At 59.5% G+C, this 17,100-nt stretch carries 21 protein-coding genes and 3 pseudogenes; 13 read left to right on the forward strand and 11 right to left on the reverse strand.

What is annotated here, in order from left to right; genetic code table 11:
* Positions 1-214: 214 nt before the first annotated feature.
* The 3 genes and pseudogenes from ISN39_RS36275 to ISN39_RS11345 all read right to left on the reverse strand — a co-directional run.
* Positions 215-319 (reverse strand): annotated as a pseudogene (locus tag ISN39_RS36275) (PIN domain nuclease); the annotation flags it as partial.
* A 77-nt stretch (positions 320-396) separates the two neighbouring features.
* The gene (locus tag ISN39_RS11340; protein WP_156886434.1) at positions 397-540 is read right to left on the reverse strand and encodes a hypothetical protein; all 144 of its coding nucleotides are present in this window, start codon (positions 538-540) and stop codon (positions 397-399) included.
* Positions 541-636: 96 nt separating this feature from the next.
* A complete protein-coding gene (locus ISN39_RS11345) occupies positions 637-1,839 on the reverse strand; it encodes a pyridoxal phosphate-dependent aminotransferase (RefSeq protein WP_194727561.1) in 1,203 nt (400 codons plus the stop codon).
* 352 nt (positions 1,840-2,191) lie between these two features.
* Between ISN39_RS11345 and ISN39_RS11350 the strand changes: the two genes are divergently transcribed.
* From ISN39_RS11350 to ISN39_RS11360, 3 genes are all read left to right on the forward strand, one after another.
* On the forward strand, positions 2,192-2,563 hold the full coding sequence (locus ISN39_RS11350; RefSeq protein ID WP_194727562.1) for a hypothetical protein: 372 nt from the start codon (positions 2,192-2,194) through the stop codon (positions 2,561-2,563).
* Complete coding sequence (locus tag ISN39_RS11355; RefSeq protein WP_194727563.1) at positions 2,563-2,925, forward strand: hypothetical protein; 363 nt, start codon at positions 2,563-2,565, stop codon at positions 2,923-2,925. Before ISN39_RS11350 ends, ISN39_RS11355 begins: the two co-directional genes overlap by 1 nt.
* 62 nt (positions 2,926-2,987) lie before the next feature.
* The gene (locus ISN39_RS11360; protein WP_194727564.1) at positions 2,988-4,136 is read left to right on the forward strand and encodes a PQQ-dependent sugar dehydrogenase; all 1,149 of its coding nucleotides are present in this window, start codon (positions 2,988-2,990) and stop codon (positions 4,134-4,136) included.
* A 5-nt stretch (positions 4,137-4,141) separates the two neighbouring features.
* Here the strand turns inward: ISN39_RS11360 and ISN39_RS36280 are convergent.
* Positions 4,142-4,563 (reverse strand): annotated as a pseudogene (locus ISN39_RS36280) (DUF3052 domain-containing protein); the annotation flags it as partial.
* Here ISN39_RS36280 and ISN39_RS11365 point away from each other — a divergent pair.
* The 3 genes and pseudogenes from ISN39_RS11365 to ISN39_RS11375 form a co-directional block, all read left to right on the forward strand.
* Positions 4,556-4,727: pseudogene (locus ISN39_RS11365) on the forward strand (EamA/RhaT family transporter); the annotation flags it as partial. The pseudogenes ISN39_RS36280 and ISN39_RS11365 overlap by 8 nt on opposite strands.
* Positions 4,728-5,198: 471 nt before the next feature.
* On the forward strand, positions 5,199-5,414 hold the full coding sequence (locus ISN39_RS11370) for a cold-shock protein (RefSeq protein ID WP_007534130.1): 216 nt from the start codon (positions 5,199-5,201) through the stop codon (positions 5,412-5,414).
* 145 nt (positions 5,415-5,559) lie between these two features.
* Positions 5,560-5,973 carry a BA14K family protein gene (locus ISN39_RS11375; RefSeq protein ID WP_039846847.1) on the forward strand — a complete coding sequence of 138 codons (414 nt, stop codon included), beginning with the start codon at positions 5,560-5,562 and terminating at the stop codon, positions 5,971-5,973.
* Positions 5,974-6,042: 69 nt separating this feature from the next.
* Here ISN39_RS11375 and ISN39_RS11380 read toward each other — a convergent pair whose 3' ends face one another.
* On the reverse strand, positions 6,043-6,687 hold the full coding sequence (locus ISN39_RS11380; protein WP_194727565.1) for an MBL fold metallo-hydrolase: 645 nt from the start codon (positions 6,685-6,687) through the stop codon (positions 6,043-6,045).
* A 276-nt stretch (positions 6,688-6,963) separates the two neighbouring features.
* Between ISN39_RS11380 and ISN39_RS11385 the strand changes: the two genes are divergently transcribed.
* Positions 6,964-7,581 carry a DUF1236 domain-containing protein gene (locus tag ISN39_RS11385; protein ID WP_074069026.1) on the forward strand — a complete coding sequence of 206 codons (618 nt, stop codon included), beginning with the start codon at positions 6,964-6,966 and terminating at the stop codon, positions 7,579-7,581.
* A gap of 272 nt (positions 7,582-7,853) precedes the next feature.
* On the opposite strand, the gene ISN39_RS11390 is transcribed toward ISN39_RS11385, so the two are convergent.
* Positions 7,854-8,747, reverse strand: a complete 894-nt coding sequence (locus ISN39_RS11390; RefSeq protein WP_194727566.1) for a branched-chain amino acid aminotransferase — start codon at positions 8,745-8,747, stop codon at positions 7,854-7,856.
* A 292-nt stretch (positions 8,748-9,039) separates the two neighbouring features.
* On the opposite strand from ISN39_RS11390, the gene ISN39_RS11395 reads away from it, so the two are divergent.
* Genes ISN39_RS11395 through ISN39_RS11410 form a run of 4 tightly spaced genes read left to right on the forward strand, consistent with a single transcriptional unit; the run spans position 9,040 to position 12,176 of the window.
* Positions 9,040-9,483: a MarR family transcriptional regulator gene (locus ISN39_RS11395; protein WP_051154449.1), complete on the forward strand. Its 444-nt coding sequence runs from the start codon at positions 9,040-9,042 to the stop codon at positions 9,481-9,483.
* Positions 9,484-10,182, forward strand: coding sequence for a response regulator transcription factor (locus ISN39_RS11400; RefSeq protein ID WP_022714235.1), 699 nt, complete (start codon positions 9,484-9,486; stop codon positions 10,180-10,182).
* Between the two features lie 28 nt (positions 10,183-10,210).
* Positions 10,211-11,587 carry an ATP-binding protein gene (locus ISN39_RS11405; RefSeq protein WP_194727567.1) on the forward strand — a complete coding sequence of 459 codons (1,377 nt, stop codon included), beginning with the start codon at positions 10,211-10,213 and terminating at the stop codon, positions 11,585-11,587.
* A gap of 7 nt (positions 11,588-11,594) precedes the next feature.
* A complete protein-coding gene (locus ISN39_RS11410) occupies positions 11,595-12,176 on the forward strand; it encodes a DUF1349 domain-containing protein (protein ID WP_194727568.1) in 582 nt (193 codons plus the stop codon).
* Between the two features lie 68 nt (positions 12,177-12,244).
* Here ISN39_RS11410 and ISN39_RS11415 read toward each other — a convergent pair whose 3' ends face one another.
* The 5 genes from ISN39_RS11415 to ISN39_RS11435 form a co-directional block, all read right to left on the reverse strand.
* Entirely contained in the window at positions 12,245-12,505 is a 261-nt protein-coding gene (locus ISN39_RS11415; protein WP_194727569.1) for a hypothetical protein, read from the reverse strand.
* A 51-nt stretch (positions 12,506-12,556) separates the two neighbouring features.
* Positions 12,557-12,898, reverse strand: a complete 342-nt coding sequence (locus tag ISN39_RS11420; protein ID WP_022714231.1) for a tRNA-binding protein — start codon at positions 12,896-12,898, stop codon at positions 12,557-12,559.
* 9 nt (positions 12,899-12,907) lie between these two features.
* A complete protein-coding gene (gene proC / locus ISN39_RS11425; RefSeq protein ID WP_194727570.1) occupies positions 12,908-13,726 on the reverse strand; it encodes a pyrroline-5-carboxylate reductase in 819 nt (272 codons plus the stop codon).
* Position 13,727: 1 nt separating this feature from the next.
* On the reverse strand, positions 13,728-14,228 hold the full coding sequence (locus ISN39_RS11430) for a YbjN domain-containing protein (RefSeq protein WP_194727571.1): 501 nt from the start codon (positions 14,226-14,228) through the stop codon (positions 13,728-13,730).
* A 395-nt stretch (positions 14,229-14,623) separates the two neighbouring features.
* Positions 14,624-14,884: an accessory factor UbiK family protein gene (locus ISN39_RS11435; RefSeq protein ID WP_022714228.1), complete on the reverse strand. Its 261-nt coding sequence runs from the start codon at positions 14,882-14,884 to the stop codon at positions 14,624-14,626.
* A gap of 193 nt (positions 14,885-15,077) precedes the next feature.
* Between ISN39_RS11435 and lgt the strand changes: the two genes are divergently transcribed.
* A complete protein-coding gene (gene lgt / locus ISN39_RS11440; RefSeq protein ID WP_194727572.1) occupies positions 15,078-15,926 on the forward strand; it encodes a prolipoprotein diacylglyceryl transferase in 849 nt (282 codons plus the stop codon).
* 21 nt (positions 15,927-15,947) lie between these two features.
* Positions 15,948-17,048 carry a class I SAM-dependent methyltransferase gene (locus tag ISN39_RS11445; protein ID WP_194727573.1) on the forward strand — a complete coding sequence of 367 codons (1,101 nt, stop codon included), beginning with the start codon at positions 15,948-15,950 and terminating at the stop codon, positions 17,046-17,048.
* Positions 17,049-17,100 lie beyond the last annotated feature (52 nt).

Raw genomic sequence — 17,100 nt, forward strand, 5'->3', positions numbered from 1 at the left:
TCTTTTCTCGTTACCCGATCTGTCGGCAATCAGCCGAAGGTCGCCGGACTGCATCCGGTTCCATCGCGCGCGGCAAGGCGAGAATTACGAGGCACGCCGCGATTGCTTCCGGCTGACCAATATCGGCAGTATTCCATTAAATGCACAAGACTGCAAATTCGCCCCGCAGTCGCACTGCCTGATGGGGAAGATCATCGGCTGTCGAAGAACCGAATCAGAATTTCAGGGCCGGCGGATAACCTGCCAGAGCGCAGTCGATCGTCACAAGCTGCAGTCCTTCGACTTGCCATTGGGCGAGCAGAAGGCGGTCGAAGGGATCGCCTCTGGCAGGGGATCATCGAAGTCGTCGGATGAACATCTCCGCCCTCGTCATCCCCCTTGTAGGCTTCGGCCGGATCAAGGCTCACCGCCGCGCGTCTTATGCGGGACGAGATCGAAGACCGGACGGTCGTTTCGCGTTACGACAATCGTGTTCCCTTCCTCGACCTCACGGGCAAGCTCAGTCTGGCCGTTCTCGGGATTGCGGATCGAGGTTTGCATCCGTCAAATGCACGCGCAGCCACACCGTCAACGATCGAATGAAAAGGGAAAGGCCCGCCATCGCTGACGGGCCTTTCTTCAATTCTGCCAACTGCCTTACTTGCAGGCGGCGCAGAAGCGCTGGATGCGCTTGCAGGCTTCCTCGAGCAGAGCTTCCGAGGTCGCATAGGAAATGCGGAAGTTCGGGCCGAGGCCGAAGGCCGAGCCGTGCACGACGGCGACGCCTTCACTTTCGAGCAGCTCAGAAACGAAATCTTCGTCGGTCTCGATGGCCTTGCCCGAAGGCGCGGTTTTGCCGATAAGGCCGGCGCAGGACGGGTAGACGTAGAAGGCACCCTCCGGTGACGGGCAGGTGATGCCTTTGGCCTGGTTCAGCATAGAAACCACCAGATCGCGGCGGCCTTCGAAGATCTTCTTGTTCGCCGGGATGAAATCCTGCGTCCCGTTCAGCGCCTCGACGGCGGCCCACTGGGCAATCGACGTCGCACCCGAGGTCTGCTGCCCCTGGACCATGTCCATCGCCTTGATGAGCTCAAGCGGGCCGGCCGCGTAGCCGATGCGCCAGCCGGTCATCGCATAGGCCTTGGAGACCCCGTTCATCGTCAGCGTGCGATCGTAGAGCTTCGGCTCGACTTCGACCGGCGTGACGAACTTGAAGTCGCCATAGGTCAGGTGCTCGTACATGTCGTCGGTCAGCACCCAGACATGCGGATGCTTGAGCAGCACGTCGGTCAGAGCCTTGAGTTCGGCATGCGTATAGGCGGCGCCTGACGGGTTCGACGGCGAGTTGAAGACGAACCACTTGGTCTTCGGCGTGATCGCCTTGTCGAGATCGGCTGCCTGGAGCTTGAAGTTGTTTTCCTGCGTGGTCGGGACGATTGCAGGTGTGCCGCCGCAAAGCGCCACCATCTCCGGGTAGGACACCCAGTAGGGAGCCGGAATGACGACTTCATCGCCCGGATTCAGCGTCGCCATGAAGGCGTTGAACAGGATCTGCTTGCCGCCGGTGCCGACGATCGTCTGCTCCCAGGAATATTCCAGGCCGTTCTCGCGCTTGAACTTCGCGGCGATCGCCTTGCGTAGTTCCGGGATGCCGGAAACCGGCGTGTACTTCGTCTCGCCGCGATTGATCGCGTCGATGGCGGCCTTCTTGATATTGTCCGGCGTATCGAAGTCCGGCTCGCCGGCGCCGAGGCCGATCACATCGCGCCCCTTTGCTTTCAGCTCACGCGCTTTCTGGGAGACGGCGATGGTGGCTGAAGGCTTCACACGGGAAAGAGCATCGGCAAGAAAGGCCATGATATCGGTCCTATACGGTTGAAACGGGCAGAAGGCCGGGACCGGAGTTCTGCGGTTAGCTCTATGTCCAATGTGCGGCGGCATTTCAAGCGCAAAGGCGTGATGGTGCCAATGATTCTTATTGATCAATTGCCGGGCGCGGCGGCCGAAGTATGAATCACTTTGCGAAGAACTTGAATCATTCTCTGAAGAGATGCGGATTTCATCCCTGGAATCAAAAACTTCGCCGGATTCGGCCTTCGCCATGATTATGCCGCAACAAATGACACGGCATGCCGCAATTCGGTCGCGAGCCTGCCGGGATCTAAGCCTCATCTTTAGCGCTCCGTAATTGGTTGTTGAGGGTATGCCAATGTTTCTGGAGGACGAGCGAGCCGCAGCGCGGCTTCGCGCCCGCCGGGTTTCGCTTTCTTTTTTGATTGCAGCAGGCGTTGTCGCCGCTTCGACGATGATGGCATTCGGGGTCATTTCGACAGCTCGCGCCGAAGGGATGCCGCAGTTGCCGAAGACCGAGCAAACAACCGGCTCCGTCGCCGCGCCGGTGCCGGCAGCAACCGAAGCGATCGCTCGGCCTGCGGCTTCGGCGAAGCCGCCGCGGACGACGCACGCCGACGGGCAGATCATGCGCGGGCTGACCATGCTGCTTTTCGCCCTGACCGCTGCGGGCGCACTTGCAGTATGGCGCCGCCGTATCAAGCGCCTATTAACCACGAGGACCCGGTAATGATGTCAAGTCCCCGCAACGGAAACCGGCATCAGGATGCGTACGGGTTCGAACCGCTTCCCTCCTACCTCGAACTGGCCATGGCGACCGCGGCAGCCGCAGCCCATGATGGGCCGAAGCAGCGTGAGAAAGGCTTCCTTTTCTCGCGCTTTTCGACGGTCGAGCGGTTGATTGCGCTCGGCATTGCCGGGCTTGCCCTTTATGGTATCGCGCTGATGAGCGACGGCTTCTACATCAAGGGAAAGGCTGCCGTCGCGCAGATCCTGCTGCAGCGCGCCTTCGCGGGACCCGAGCTGGTGGACACGACGCCGACCGCCTCCATTCAACCTCAAAACACAAAGCCGTTATCCGCGCCGCAATAAGGTTGAAGCGCCCTGCCCTCCGCTCCACGTTGAAAGCGGATGAAAGCGACGGGAAACGTCACATGACTATCGCCAGAACATTCGCCGCTTCGCTGCTTTTCGGCGCGCCGGTCTTCGCACCCGGCTTTGCCGCGGCGGCAGACAGGGTCGAGACCGAAAAGGTCGCAGTCAGCGTCGAAACCCTGGCGGAAGGGCTGGAGCATCCCTGGGCTGTGGAAGTGCTGCCTGACGGCGCCTATCTGGTGACCGAACGGCCTGGGCGGATGCGGATCGTCAGGGACGGCACGCTTTCAGATCCGATCGGAGGCGTGCCGGACGTCCGCGCCCGTGGCCAGGGCGGTTTGATGGACTTGGCACTTGCGCCGGATTTTGCGACGAGCCGCACGATCTATTTCACGGCATCGACCGCCAATCGAAGAGGCTCGGGAACCGAAGCCTTCAGCGCCACGCTTGCCACCGACGGCAGCAAACTCGAGAACGTGAAGACGATCTTCACGATGAAGCAGTTCACCGGCGGCAGTATCCAATACGGATCGCGCATTGCCATCGCGGGCGACGGTAGTCTCTTTATCAGCATCGGCGACCGCGGCAACCGCAATCGCTCGCAGGACTGGAAGGATGATGCCGGCTCGATCGTGCATATCAATGCCGATGGCAGCATCCCTGCGGACAACCCGTTCAAGGACAGCGGAAAGGCGCTGCCGGAAATTTGGTCGAAAGGCCATCGCAACCCGCAGGGCATCACCTTCGACATTGCCGACGGCAAACTCTACACCGTCGAGCACGGCGCGCGCGGCGGCGACGAAATCAATGTCATTGAACCCGGCAAGAACTACGGCTGGCCGATCATCAGCTATGGACGCAATTACTCCGGTTCAAAGATCGGCGAAGGCACGGCCAAGAAAGGACTGGAACAGCCGCTGCATTATTGGGATCCGTCGATCGCGCCAGGCGCGCTCGCGATCTATCGCGGCAAAATGTTTCCGGAGTGGGACGGCGACTTCCTTGTCGCAGCGCTCAAATTTCAACTGCTCTCCCGCATGCAGCGCGATAAAAACGGTACCTTCGTTGAAGGGGAGCAGATTTTCGAGGGTGATTACGGCCGCCTGCGGGATGTTATCGTTGCACCGGACGGTGCGCTCTTGATAGTCACGGACGAGGCCGATGGCGCACTGCTGCGTGTCTCGCGCTCCGACCGCCAGAACGGATAGGCACTGCGCAGTTCCTTGCGGATCACGAATTTCAGGCCGGACCAGACGGCATCGACGGAACAGACCTTGACGTCCACGAGACCGGTCGGAAGCAGGATTTCCCGCAGCACATCCTCAGTTATCGTCGTCGGCAGGCGTGCTGCCTTCTTCGGCCAGGATATCCAAAGCATGCCGTCAGGCTTCAAGGCCCTCAAAAGGTGACCCGCCATCCCTTCCAGGACAACTCGCTTGGCTTCGAAGACATGTATGTAGTCAAAACATGTGCCGTCTTCGGGCAGCGCATCATCAACGCGCGAGAAGCCGGCAAAGCCGCGGATCTCGCCGAACGTGTCGGCACGCCGATCAGCAAGGCCGCCTGCCCGTCCCTCAGGCCGAGCTTTTTGGCATGCGGAGTTCCGGAGTAACCGGCGGTCATTCTAGCCGCCATCTTCCTCTCCCCCGAAGCGCTCTTCGGCTCGGCAACTCGGCGCCCTGCTGCTTGGAGAGACGATGCCGCCGCTCGGCTATGCAGGCTGTGCGCTGATGTTTATCGCTATGCTTGTGGTCGAATTGGTACCGGAAGTCGGAAAGAGGCGCAGCCAGCCCGCCTGAGGTATGGCTTTTTCCGGGTTGGACGGCAATTCTGGAAAAAAATTTAGGACGCGCTATCATTGCATTTTTGGGAAAAACTGCTCTCAACTTATATTGCAAGCAATACAAAACCTTAATCATACGTGGACTGCGAGCGAAATTTTGCGTTTTGACGCAAATAGGATAGCCGACCTGAATGTGCTTTCGATAACACGTTAAAAAACTTTTGCTTGCCAATTCCCCTTAATCGCAGCAATCTCACGGCGTTCGGGCATTTTGCGAGCATGGGAAGTCCTTAAGTATGTGCGCGCCGGAAACGCTAATATTCCGGTCAGCCGGTCTCGCCAAGATGGGGAATAATCCCGTCATGAGACAGGCCGAGGTAGAGGGGACCTTTTTCTCGAATTTCAAGAATTGCCTGCCAACGCCCCGCAAGGGACATAGTTGATGCTGCCCGTGTGGATGGCGGGCAGAGAGAAAAGGACCTGACGCATGGCCGAGACTGGCACTGTAAAATTCTTCAATACCGACAAAGGCTTCGGATTCATCAAGCCGGATAAGGGTGGCGCCGACATCTTTGTTCACATTTCTGCCGTTCAGGCTTCCGGGCTTGCCGGCCTGACGGAAAATCAGAAGGTCAGCTTCGACACGGAGCCGGATCGTCGCGGCAAGGGCCCCAAGGCCGTCAATCTGCAGATTGCGGGCTGAGGCCTCCACAAGGCCGTCGAATTCGAGTTGAGGCCCGGCAGCTATGCCGGGTTTTGTCGTTCAGCGTCCGTTCAGATACCGCCACTATGTTGTCATCATCACGGTGCAGGAACCGCTCACGGGGTTCCAAGAACAGGATATGATCATGAACAGGCTCGCCAAGACATTTCTTCTGACCGCTACTGCCGCAGCCCTCACCCTTTCTGTAATCGGCGAAGCATCCGCCCGTGACCGCTGGCACCGCCATCACAATGGCGACGCAGCGCTTGTCGGCGGCGCCGTCGGTCTCGCAACCGGCCTGATCGTCGGCTCGGCCATCGCCAATCAGCCGCGCTATTATGAAGAGCCGCGCTATATCGATCCGCCCTATGAGCCGGAATATGAAGCCGTGCCGGTTTACCGCGCACCGCCGCGTTACTACGCCCCTGTCCGCGCTGATATCGAGCCCTGGACGCCGCAGTGGGAGCGCTACTGCTCTTACCGCTACCGCAGCTTCGATCCGAGAAGCGGCACCTTCGTCGGCAACGACGGCCGCGAGCACTTCTGCACCGCAGGCTGATCCGCGGACCATTTTAAACGCAAAGCGCCGCTTATCGGGCGGCGCTTTTGTTTTGGTCGTCTGTCGAGATCAGATACCCCTGAGGAACGGGTTGCCGCGTCGCTCGTCGCCGATGCGGCTGCCAGGGCCATGCCCGCAGATGAAGCCGACATCATCTCCGAGAGGCAGCACCTTGTCGCGGATCGAACCCAGCAGCTGCTGGTGATTGCCACCCGGCAGATCGGTTCGGCCGATCGAGCCGTTGAAGAGCACGTCGCCGAGATGGGCGAAGTTCTGGGCGCGATTGAAATAGATGACATGGCCGGGCGCGTGGCCGGGCGTGTGATAGACTTCAAACTCGTGGCTACCGAAGGAAATCCTGTCGCCATCCTTCAGCCAGCGGTCCGGCACGACGTTTTGAAGACCGGTAATGCCGTATTGTTGCGCCTGCATCTCGATCCGTTCCAGCAATGGCCGATCGTCCTCGTGCGGACCGACGATTTCAACGCCGAGCGTTTCCTTCAGTTCTTTCGCGCCACCCGCGTGGTCGAGATGCCCGTGCGTCAGCCAGATCTGCTTGATGGTCAGGCCGTTCTCCTTAAGCGCTTTGAGAATGACCGGCACATCGCCGCCCGGATCGACGACTACGCCCTCCTTCGTGTCCGGATCGAAGAGAACCGTGCAGTTCTGCTGGAAGGGTGTCACCGGAATGATGCCGGCCTGGAGCATGCCCATGATATGCCTCGCTTGTCTCTGCCTGCTTCCGATATAGCCGGAAAGGTCATCAAAGCCAGCCGCTTTTTGGCGGGCATCGCCCTTGCCTCACGCCTTCAAGACGCATCGTAACAACAGTTCATCGCTTCTGAAATGTCCGGGCGCTGCCCAGCTTTATCATTAAATTTCAATTCGTTGCGATTTTCCGATGAATCCAGATTTCAGCCCGCGCGGTCAAGCGGCGGAACTAGATGGTGAACGAAGCGTTTCACTCCAGCTAAAGCAAGGAGAAAAAGAATGACCTTCACGAGAAATCTTTTCCTGGCAGGTGCCGTGCTCGCCGCGAGCGCTGGCTTTGCCCATGCGGAAATGAGCGCGACGGCCATCAACGACCTCAACGTGCGGTCCGGGCCTGGCCCGCAATATCCCTCGGTCGGCGTCGCAACGCGCGGCTCTGCGGCCATCTTGGATGGCTGCATCCAGGGCAGCCGTTGGTGCCGCGTCGATGTTAACGGCATGCGCGGCTGGGTCTATGCTGAATACCTGCAGGTCGAGCACCAAGGCAACGCGATGATCGTCGAAGAGAACGAGGCCGTTCTTGGCGTCCCGTCTGTGACTTATGAGTCGACCGCAACCGTCGTGCCCGCCGATCCGCAGCCCGCGCCCGGCGATGAACTGCTTGGCCCTGTCGGCTCCGTGGAAGCGATAACGCCACCGGAGACGGTCCGCACCTATATCGAAACCACGCCGACGCAGACGGTTCAGTTGGGCGGCGATGTCGTCGTGGGTGCCGAGGTTCCGGATACCGTGACCTTCCAGGAGATTCCCGACTACCAATACCGCTATGTGCGCATCAATGACCGGCCCGTGCTGGTCGATCCCGGCACCCGCCGCATCGTCTATGTCTATCAATAGGCGTGCGGTGTGAGGCGGTCGTTGGACCGCCTCATTCCGTTAGAGTTTCCCGCAGCTTTCTGCCGCACCGAACCGCGCGCATGGGTTGCTTTCGGCGCGGTGATCTGATTGCCCCGGGAGGAAATCATGGAAGAGCGCTTCCATTCATCACGCAACTGATTGCCGGTGCACGATGGCATCCTCGACCGTGGTCGGAATAATGATGGCGCGGGCGCGGCAAAACCAAAGTCCGGTGCGCGGAAGGCGCGACCGGGCTTTGTACGATGGAGACCTTACTCGGCCGCGATAGACGCCGCCGGATAAACTTCCTTCATGTAGTCGTTCATCAGCGTCTCGGAGATCGTTGCCGGCGTGAATTTATAAGGTCCGATCTCGGAGACCGGCGTCACTTCCGCAGCAGAGCCCGTCAAGAAGCATTCGCTGAAGCCCGAAAGCTCTTCTGGCTGGATTGCCCGCTCGACGACCGGATAGCCGCGGCGCTTGGCGAGTTCGATCACCGTCTGGCGCGTAATGCCGTTAAGGAAGCAGTCGGGAAGCGGCGTATGGATGACGCCGTCCTTGACGAAGAAGATGTTGGCGCCCGTCGCTTCGGCGACCTGGCCGCGGTAATCGAGCATCATCGCATCTGCATAGCCCTTGGCCTCCGCGGCATGCTTGGAGATGGTGCAGATCATGTAGAGGCCGGCGGCCTTCGACGAAGACGGCGCCGTCTTCGGGTCGGGGCGGCGATATTCGGCGATATCGAGGCGGATGCCCTTAAGCTTTTCGGCGGGATTGAAGTAGCTGCCCCACTGCCAGATGGCGATCGCGACATTGATGCGGTTCGACTGCGCCGAAATCCCCATCATTTCGCTACCGCGCCAGGCGATCGGGCGCACATAGGCCTCGGAAAAACCTTGGCGCTTCAGCAGTTCGATAGTTGCCGCATCGAGTTCCTCGACCGAGTAAGGCACCTTGAATCCAAGGATTTCAGCGGAGTTGTGAAGACGCTGATTATGCTCCGTCAGCTTGAAAACGCGGCCGCCATAGGCGCGCTCGCCTTCGAAGACCGCGCTGGCATAATGCAGACCATGCGTCAGCATATGAACCTTCGCGTCCTTCCACGGCACGAATTCGCCGTTGAACCAGATTTCGCCATCCAGCTGGTCGAAGGGAACTGAAGCCATTCTCTTATCCTCCGGCGCCCGCACGCCATGCCTGTTGATTGTTGCCCATATTACGTTTTATCCACTACGCAGTGGGGAAAAATATGCGTTGTATGGGGAGGAAAGACGGGCCGGTTTCGAACGAACGTCCCGCCTCCGCAAAGTCCGGGGAAGCTAACAGCGGCGTAAAATTGTGTCAACAAAGCTGACATATCTTTGCGTTTCCCGGGGCCCGCAGAACGAGAAAGGAAATGACGTGGCGGCACGACAGACCAGCTCGAAAGTAGCCAAAGGCGAACCATTGGCCGCACCGATGGAAAACACCGGCATCATCGATTTCGAGATCATCGAGCTCTTCTTTTTCGCCTATCGCGATTTCGTCTCTGATCCGGATGCGATCCTGGAAAAGAGCGGGTTCGGCCGGGCTCATCATCGGGTAGTGCATTTCGTTAACCGTGAACCGGGCATGACCGTTGCCGATCTTTTGGATACATTGAAGATTACCAAACAGAGCCTCGCTCGAGTGCTCAAACAACTGATCGATTCGGGGTATATTCGTCAGGTTGCTGGGCCTGAAGACCGGCGCCAGCGTAAGCTTTATCCGACTAAGACTGGGCGCGAACTCGCGCTCGCTCTGGCGGAGCCGCAATCGCGCCGCATTGAGAGAGCATTCGACGGTGCCGCTCCGGACGTGCGCGAAAGTGTAAAGGCATTTCTGAGGGGTATGAGGGACAGGCAAACAACGAAAGCGGATTGAATGGCGGGGAAGACAATCATTTCTGATGACGCGGCGCATCTGCTGGTGGTCGATGACGACACCCGAATCCGCGCTCTTTTGAACCGTTACCTGACGGAGAACGGCTTCCGGGTGACCGTGGCTGCGGATGGTGCCGAGGCGCAACGCAAGCTCGCCGGGCTCGACTTCGATCTCATCATCATGGATGTGATGATGCCGGGAGAATCCGGCATCGACGTGACGCGCGGCCTGCGCGCCATTAAGAACGTGCCGATCATCATGCTCACAGCGCTTGCGGAATCCGACAATCGCATTGCGGGCCTTGAAGCCGGCGCCGACGATTATCTCTCGAAGCCTTTCGATCCGCGCGAACTGGTGCTGCGCGTCAATAATATCCTGCGCCGCAACGCCTCGGACGCGCCGAAGATCGAGCAGATCATGTTCGGCCCATACACTTTCTCGCTCACCCGAAAGGAATTGAAGAAGGCGACGGAGGTGATCCGCCTCACCGACCGCGAGCAGGAAATCATGCTGCTTTTTGCCAAGCGCGCCGGCGACACCATTCCGCGGCACGAGCTCATCGGCAACGACGTCGACGTCGGCGAGCGCACGATCGACGTGCAGATCAATCGCCTCCGCCGCAAGATCGAGGACGACCCTGCAAATCCTGTCTGGCTCCAGACGGTTCGTGGTATAGGATACAGGCTGAGCATCGATTGATGGCCTCAACGTCAGGATCGCGATAGTGATGGTAACTTTCGACTCCCTGCGCCGCGAAGAACGATCGCCAGCCTCTGGATGGAAAGGATTAGGCCGCTGGCTGCGCCGCCACCTGCCGACCGGTCTCTACGTCCGTTCGCTGCTGATCATCATCATTCCCATGGTGCTGCTGCAGTCCGTCGTCGCCGCGGTCTTCATGGAGCGTCACTGGCAGATGGTGACGCAACGCCTGTCGATGGCCGTCACCCGCGATATTGCGGCGATCATCCAGATCATCGAAACCTATCCGCAGGATACGGACTACAGCGAGGCCACGCGCATCGCCCGCGAGCAGTTGAACCTGCAGATTTCGATCGAGCCTGACGGAGATCTGCCGCCGCCGCGCGAAAAGCCGTTCTTCTCCATCCTCGACGGCATCCTGAGCGATGAGATCAGCGACCAGATCAAACGACCCTTCTGGATCGACACGGTGGGAGACTCGAGCCTCGTCGAGATCCGTATAAAGCTGGACGACAAGATTCTGCGCGTTTTGACCAAGCGCAACCAGACCTATGCGTCGAACACGCACATTTTCATCGTCTGGATGGTCGGCGCTTCTCTCGTGCTCATCGGCGTGTCGATCATCTTTCTGCGCGGTCAGATTCGGCCGATCCTGACGCTCGCGCAAGCCGCCGAAAGCTTCGGCAAGGGACACAAACACGATGACTTCTATCCGCGCGGCGCCGACGAGGTCAGGCGCGCGGGTCTTGCCTTCATCCTGATGCGCGAACGCATCGAACGGCAGATCGAACAGCGAACCGCAATGCTGACCGGCGTCAGTCACGACCTACGCACGGTGCTCACGCGCTTCAAGCTGCAGCTTGCCCTTGCCGGCAATAGCCCGGAACTGCAAGGACTGAATGACGACGTCAACGACATGCAGTCGATGCTCGAAGCCTACATGGCCTTTGCGCGCAGCGAGATCGAGGAGGATGTCGGAGAACTAAAGCTTACCGAACTGCTCGGAAAGATCGCAACGGACTTTGCTCTGCACGAAAAGCACCTCACCTATTCGATCGAAGGCGAAGACAAGATCTCGGTCCGGCCGAACGCATTTACGCGCCTGGTGACCAACCTCGCATCCAACGCCCGCCGCTATGCGAATACGCTGAACATCGAAGCGAAGCACGGCGCAAAATGGCTGACGCTGAATTTCGACGACGATGGCCCCGGCATTCCCGAAAAGAACCGCGAGGATGTCTTCAAGCCCTTCTTCCGTCTGGATGAAGCACGCAATCTGGACGATTCCGGCACCGGGCTCGGCCTTGCGATCGCGCGCGATATCGCCCGTAGCCATGGCGGCAATGTCACGCTCGGCGACAGCCCGCTCGGCGGTCTCCGCGCCACCATCCGCATCCCCGCGTGAGTTCCAGATGGCAATCGACCGGAAAGAAATGACCTGGCTCAATCCTCCGCCCTTGGCGGAGCTTCACGAGGGTGCATTGCACGTCCGATCGGGCGACAAGAAGGACTTCTGGCAAGGTACCTATTACGGGTTCCACCGTGATGACGGCCATTTTCTCTATCACCGGCGCAAGGGCGACTTCACGGCAGAAGTGACATTTTCCGGACGCTATCAAGAGCTGTACGACCAGGCCGGCCTGATGGTCCGAGCAGATTCAGCGCACTGGATGAAATGCGGAATCGAATATACCGACGGCGCAAAACACTTCAGCACCGTCGTGACCAATAGCAATTCCGACTGGTCGGCCTTTCGCATCGAGCACGAATTCGAGCTGCTCTTCCTTCGCGTGACCCGCAACAGGGACGCTATTTTCATTCAGTACCGGACCGACCGGATCAGCGAATGGCGCATGGCGCGCCTCGCCTGGTTCGATCCGTCGATTGAGGAGGTTATGGTCGGCCCGGCATTCTGCTCGCCGCAGCGCTCTGGCTTCGAAGCCATCTTTCATGATTTCACACTGACCGATCCGGTCTCGCGCGACATTCACTGATCACATCAGCACGGTACGTTTTTTTTAACATCTTCCCGCCCTAAAAAACGGGGATTTTCAGGGGCGGCTCAGGCCGCCCTTTCGCGTTCTCGGGAGACGGGTTTAACCGCCTTCGATGGCCGTGTTCCGGCTGCTAGGATGTTGACCGCCGCGTTGACGTCGGCATGGTCTGCGTGTCCGCAGGAGAGGCAAAGGACCTTTGGGATGACCGACGCCATCCAAAAGCCCGCCGTTTTCGATTGCTGCAACGACATCTTCAAAGCATATTCGGCGACCGGGCGAGCCTTCAGCTGATTGTTTTTCTCAACGCTCCAAGTCGCTTTGATCATGCCCGTATTGTATCGATAACGTCTGGCATGCCAATTGAACCGAAACTCGGATTACATCAACTTCCTGCCGTTCGGCACCGGCTTGTCGGTTGCAGCAAGAACGATCGCACCCGCTTCGTCTTCGAAGCCGAGCGTCAGCACTTCCGAGCGGAACGGTCCGATCTGGCGCGGCGGGAAATTCACCACCCCGAGAACCTGGCGGCCGACGAGGTTTTCCAGCGTGTAGTGAACAGTGATCTGCGCCGAGGATTTCTTGACGCCGATTTCCGGGCCGAAATCGATCAGCAGCTTGACGGCCGGCTTTCGGGCTTCCGGAAAGGGCTGGGCCTCAATGATCGTACCGGCACGAATGTCCACACGCTCGAAATCGGCGTAGGTGATTTCTTCAGCCATAGCGCATCCTCAACCGGCAAGCTCTTCGGCACGCGCGCGCGCAGCCGCAAGAGCCTCGTCGAACAACGGCTGCATGCCCTCTTCTGCCATAAGCACTGAAAGGGCCGCGGCCGTCGTGCCGCCCGGCGAGGTTACGTTCTGGCGAAGCTTCGAGGCGTCGTCGGGGGACTGGTGTAGGAGTTCACCAGCCCCCGCGACAGTTTCCCGTGCAAGGCGCATGGCAAGGTCCGCCGGCAGGCCAAGTTTACGGCCTGCTTCTGCCATACACTCGACGAGATAGAACACATAGGCCGGGCCGCTGCCTGACAATGCCGTCACGGCATCGATATCCGATTCGGCCGAAACCCACTCGACCGGACCCGAGACGCGAAGAAGCGAATGAACGCGATCGCGCTGCCCGGCGCTGACGCGCGGATTGGCGAAGGCGCCGGTGACACCGCGGCCGATCATGGCGGGCGTATTTGGCATGGCGCGGACCATGGCGGCTTCGCCGAGATGCTTTTCGAGGAACGCCAGCGTCTTGCCGGCAGCCACCGAAACGACCACCGTCTTGGATCCGACGGCGCTTTTCACCGGTGGCAGGACTGTTTCCATCACCTGCGGCTTCACTGCGAGGAAGATGACATCCGCTTTGAGGCCGGCGGGAACGGTTGAGGCATGCGTCGCGCCCGCATCGCCGATGATCTTCATCATCGCGGGCGACGGACCCGGATCGACCACGACAACGGAGGATCCCGGCACTCCGCTCTTCAGCCAGCCGGAGAGCATCGCACCGCCCATATTGCCGGCGCCGACGAGAACGACTGTATCGGAAGACGATGGTGACATTTTACGCTTCGCCGACCGTTTCGAAGAGGACCGCTTCCATGGCCTTGGCAGCATCCAGGCCGGACCAGATGACGAACTGGAACGCCTGATAATAAGCTTCGCAGGTATCGAGCGCGCTGGAAAGCAAAACTTCTACCTGACGGTTGGTTGGCTCGGCACCGCCCGCCAGAAGCAGCGACTGCCGGAAGATGATCACGTCTTCCTGCCGCCACAGATCGAAATGACCCATCAGAACCTGCCCGTTGATCGCCGCCAAAAGCTTGGTGACCTCGTTGACGCGAGCTTCTGGAACCTTGATATCGAACGCGCAGCCGAGATGCAGCGCCTCGAATTCCTCCATCCAGGAGAAGGAAACGTGGTAATCGGCCCACTTCCCCTCGACCGTCATTGCGATCTCGTCCTCGCCCGACCGCTCAAACGACCAGTCGTTATTGGCGGCGACGTACTCGATCATGTCGACCGGGTTCGACTGACGCCCGAATTCCAATTCCATAAGGCTCATGCAGCACCTTCTTGACCGGAATGAATGCGACTGAACTTGGGTTTACGAACACAAGAAAAGACACACGCAAATACCGGAACCACCACTCGGATGTTCGTTGAACCGCTGCCAGACCTAACGCAGTGAACCTGCCCGGAGCTTACCAATGTCCGCTTCGAATCATCATTTAAAATCAGTGTATAACGCCCCCGGTGACAAGCCAGCCCCTCTCCGGTCATTTCCGGAAAGGCACTGTGGACAGCCGTTCGGAATTTGATTTCAGAAGGAGGTTGTAAACGACTCTGCGTATTGGCTTTTTTGGCAGTGTCCACAGGTGGAAAACGACACCTGATTTTTTTGTCGATGAGGCGGCGTGCCGCTTAAGCGCCACACCGTACCCTGTGCCTGAATGGGATTTACTTCGTTTTTGCGGCTAGCTTTGCTTCGAGCGCGGCGACTCGGGCAAGCAGCGCTTCGTTCTCGTCGCGCGCCTTGATCGCCATTTCGCGGACGGCCTCGAATTCCTCGCGCTTGACCACATCCATGGTGTTCAGCCAGCGTTCGGCCTGAGCGTTGAAGGCAGTCTCTATTTCCTTGCGCACACCCTGGGCAGCGCCCGCTGCATCCGTCATCAGCTTGGCGAATTCGTCCATGATGCGGTTTGTTCCACTGGTCATGGCGGTTTTTCTCCTTCCCACCACATGATTTTGATGGGCCTGAGGCCCTAGGAATGAGGTAGGGCTTTGCTGTTAAGGATGCAAGCGCTTTGCTCTGGATAAGCCGCTTCGGGCATTGCTCTGCCTCACAATCGACTTGACCGCTTCGTATCGCAACGCCATGTTCCGCGCACATCAACGGGTGGAAAAAACCTTGCCGACTGCAGCCAATCTTGTTTCGATCATGCCCTTTCCGGATATCGATCCGATCGCCTTTTCGATCGGCCCTCTGGCTGTTCACTGGTACGGTCTCGCCTATGTCGCAGGCATCATGCTCGGATGGCTCTATGCCCGGCAGATCGCCAGCAATGATGCGCTTTGGCCGGGCAATGCCTCGCCGATCACCAAGGCGCAGATCGACGACTTCATCGTCTGGGCAGCCCTCGGCATCGTTCTCGGCGGTCGCATCGGCTACATCTTTTTCTACGATCTGCCGGCCGTGATCGAGAGCCCGCTCCGTGCCATCGAGATCTGGAATGGCGGCATGTCCTTCCACGGCGGAACCATCGGCACGACGATCGCCATGATCCTCTTTGCGCGCAAGAACGGCATTCCGGTCTGGAGCCTTTTCGACATCGTCGCTACCGTGGTGCCGATCGGCCTATTCTTCGGCCGCATTGCAAACTTCGTCAACGGCGAGCTTTGGGGGCGACTTACGGATGTGCCCTGGGCAGTCGTTTTCCCGACCGGTGGGCCTTTTGCGCGGCATCCGAGCCAGCTCTATGAAGCAGGCCTCGAAGGCATCGTGCTGCTGCTTTCGCTTGCTCTTATCGTCTACGGTTTCCGGGCGCTGAAATCACCGGGGCTTGTTACCGGTCTCTTCGTCTGCGGCTACGCGCTGTCACGCATATTTGTCGAGTTGTTCCGCGAGCCGGATGCGCAGCTTGGTTACCTGCTCGGCACGAACTGGCTGACCATGGGCATGGTCCTTTCCTTCCCGATGGTCCTGCTCGGCATCTGGGCGATGGCGCGTGCCCGCCGCCAGGCCGCTTTGCAGCATTGAGCCCGTCAGGACGGTACGATCATGACGACCGCACTCGGTGAAAAGATAAAGTCGATCATTCAGGCGAACGGGCCGATCAGCGTCACGGATTATTTTTCGCTCTGCCTCGCTGATCCGGAATACGGCTACTATCGCACCCGCGAGCCCTTCGGCCGGTCCGGCGATTTTGTCACTGCGCCCGAAGTCAGCCAGCTCTTCGGCGAAATGATCGGGGTCTTCGTCGTGCATGCCTGGCAGCGCCATGGCGCGCCGGCAGGCGTGCGCCTCGTTGAAATCGGCCCCGGTCGCGGGACGATGATGGCCGACATGCTGCGCGTCATCGAGCGTCTCGCCGCGCCGCTTCTCGAAAATATAACGGTTCATCTCGTCGAAACGAGCGAGCGCCTGCGCGGTATCCAGCAGCAGACGCTTGACGCACATGAGGGCAAGATCAGCTGGCATGCCGATTTCGAGGAAGTGCCGCCGGGCTTCACGCTGATTGCGGCAAACGAGCTATTCGACGCCATACCAATCCGCCAATTCATCAAGACGCCGACCGGCTTTCGTGAGCGCATGGTTGGCCTCGATATCGATGGCGAGCTGACATTCGCCGCCGGGATCGCCGGCATCGATCCGGCACTGCTGCCTGAAAAACCGCAGGCCGCGCCGGCCGGCACGCTCTTCGAGATTTCGCCGGCCCGGCAGGCTGTGATGATGACGATCTGCGATCGCCTGAAGGCTTTCGGCGGCACGGCGCTGGCGATCGATTACGGCCATCTCGTCACCGGCTTCGGCGATACGCTACAGGCCGTGCGCATGCACGAGTTCGATCCGCCGCTTGCCCATCCCGGCGAAGCGGACCTGACGAGCCATGTGGATTTCGAAGACCTTGCGAAGATCGCTGTCGGCGCCGGGCTGCATCTCAACGGCGCGTTGCACCAGGGGGATTTCCTGATCGGCCTCGGCATTCTCGAGCGCGCCGCCGCTCTCGGCCGCGATCGTGAACCGCGCACCCAGCAGATCATCCAGAGCGCGGTGGACCGGCTGGCCGGCTCCGGCGAGGGCCGGATGGGCGAGCTTTTCAAGGCGATGGCCGTCTCCTATCCGGCCGTCGATCTCATGCCGTTCCGCCCGGTGGATTGACAGGATGCGCGGCCCTGGGCCAACATCCGGCGCAATCAAGAATGCTTCGCCG

Origin of the sequence: Rhizobium sp. 007 (assembly GCF_015353075.1) — a bacterium.
Classification (GTDB): Bacteria; Pseudomonadota; Alphaproteobacteria; order Rhizobiales; family Rhizobiaceae; genus Rhizobium.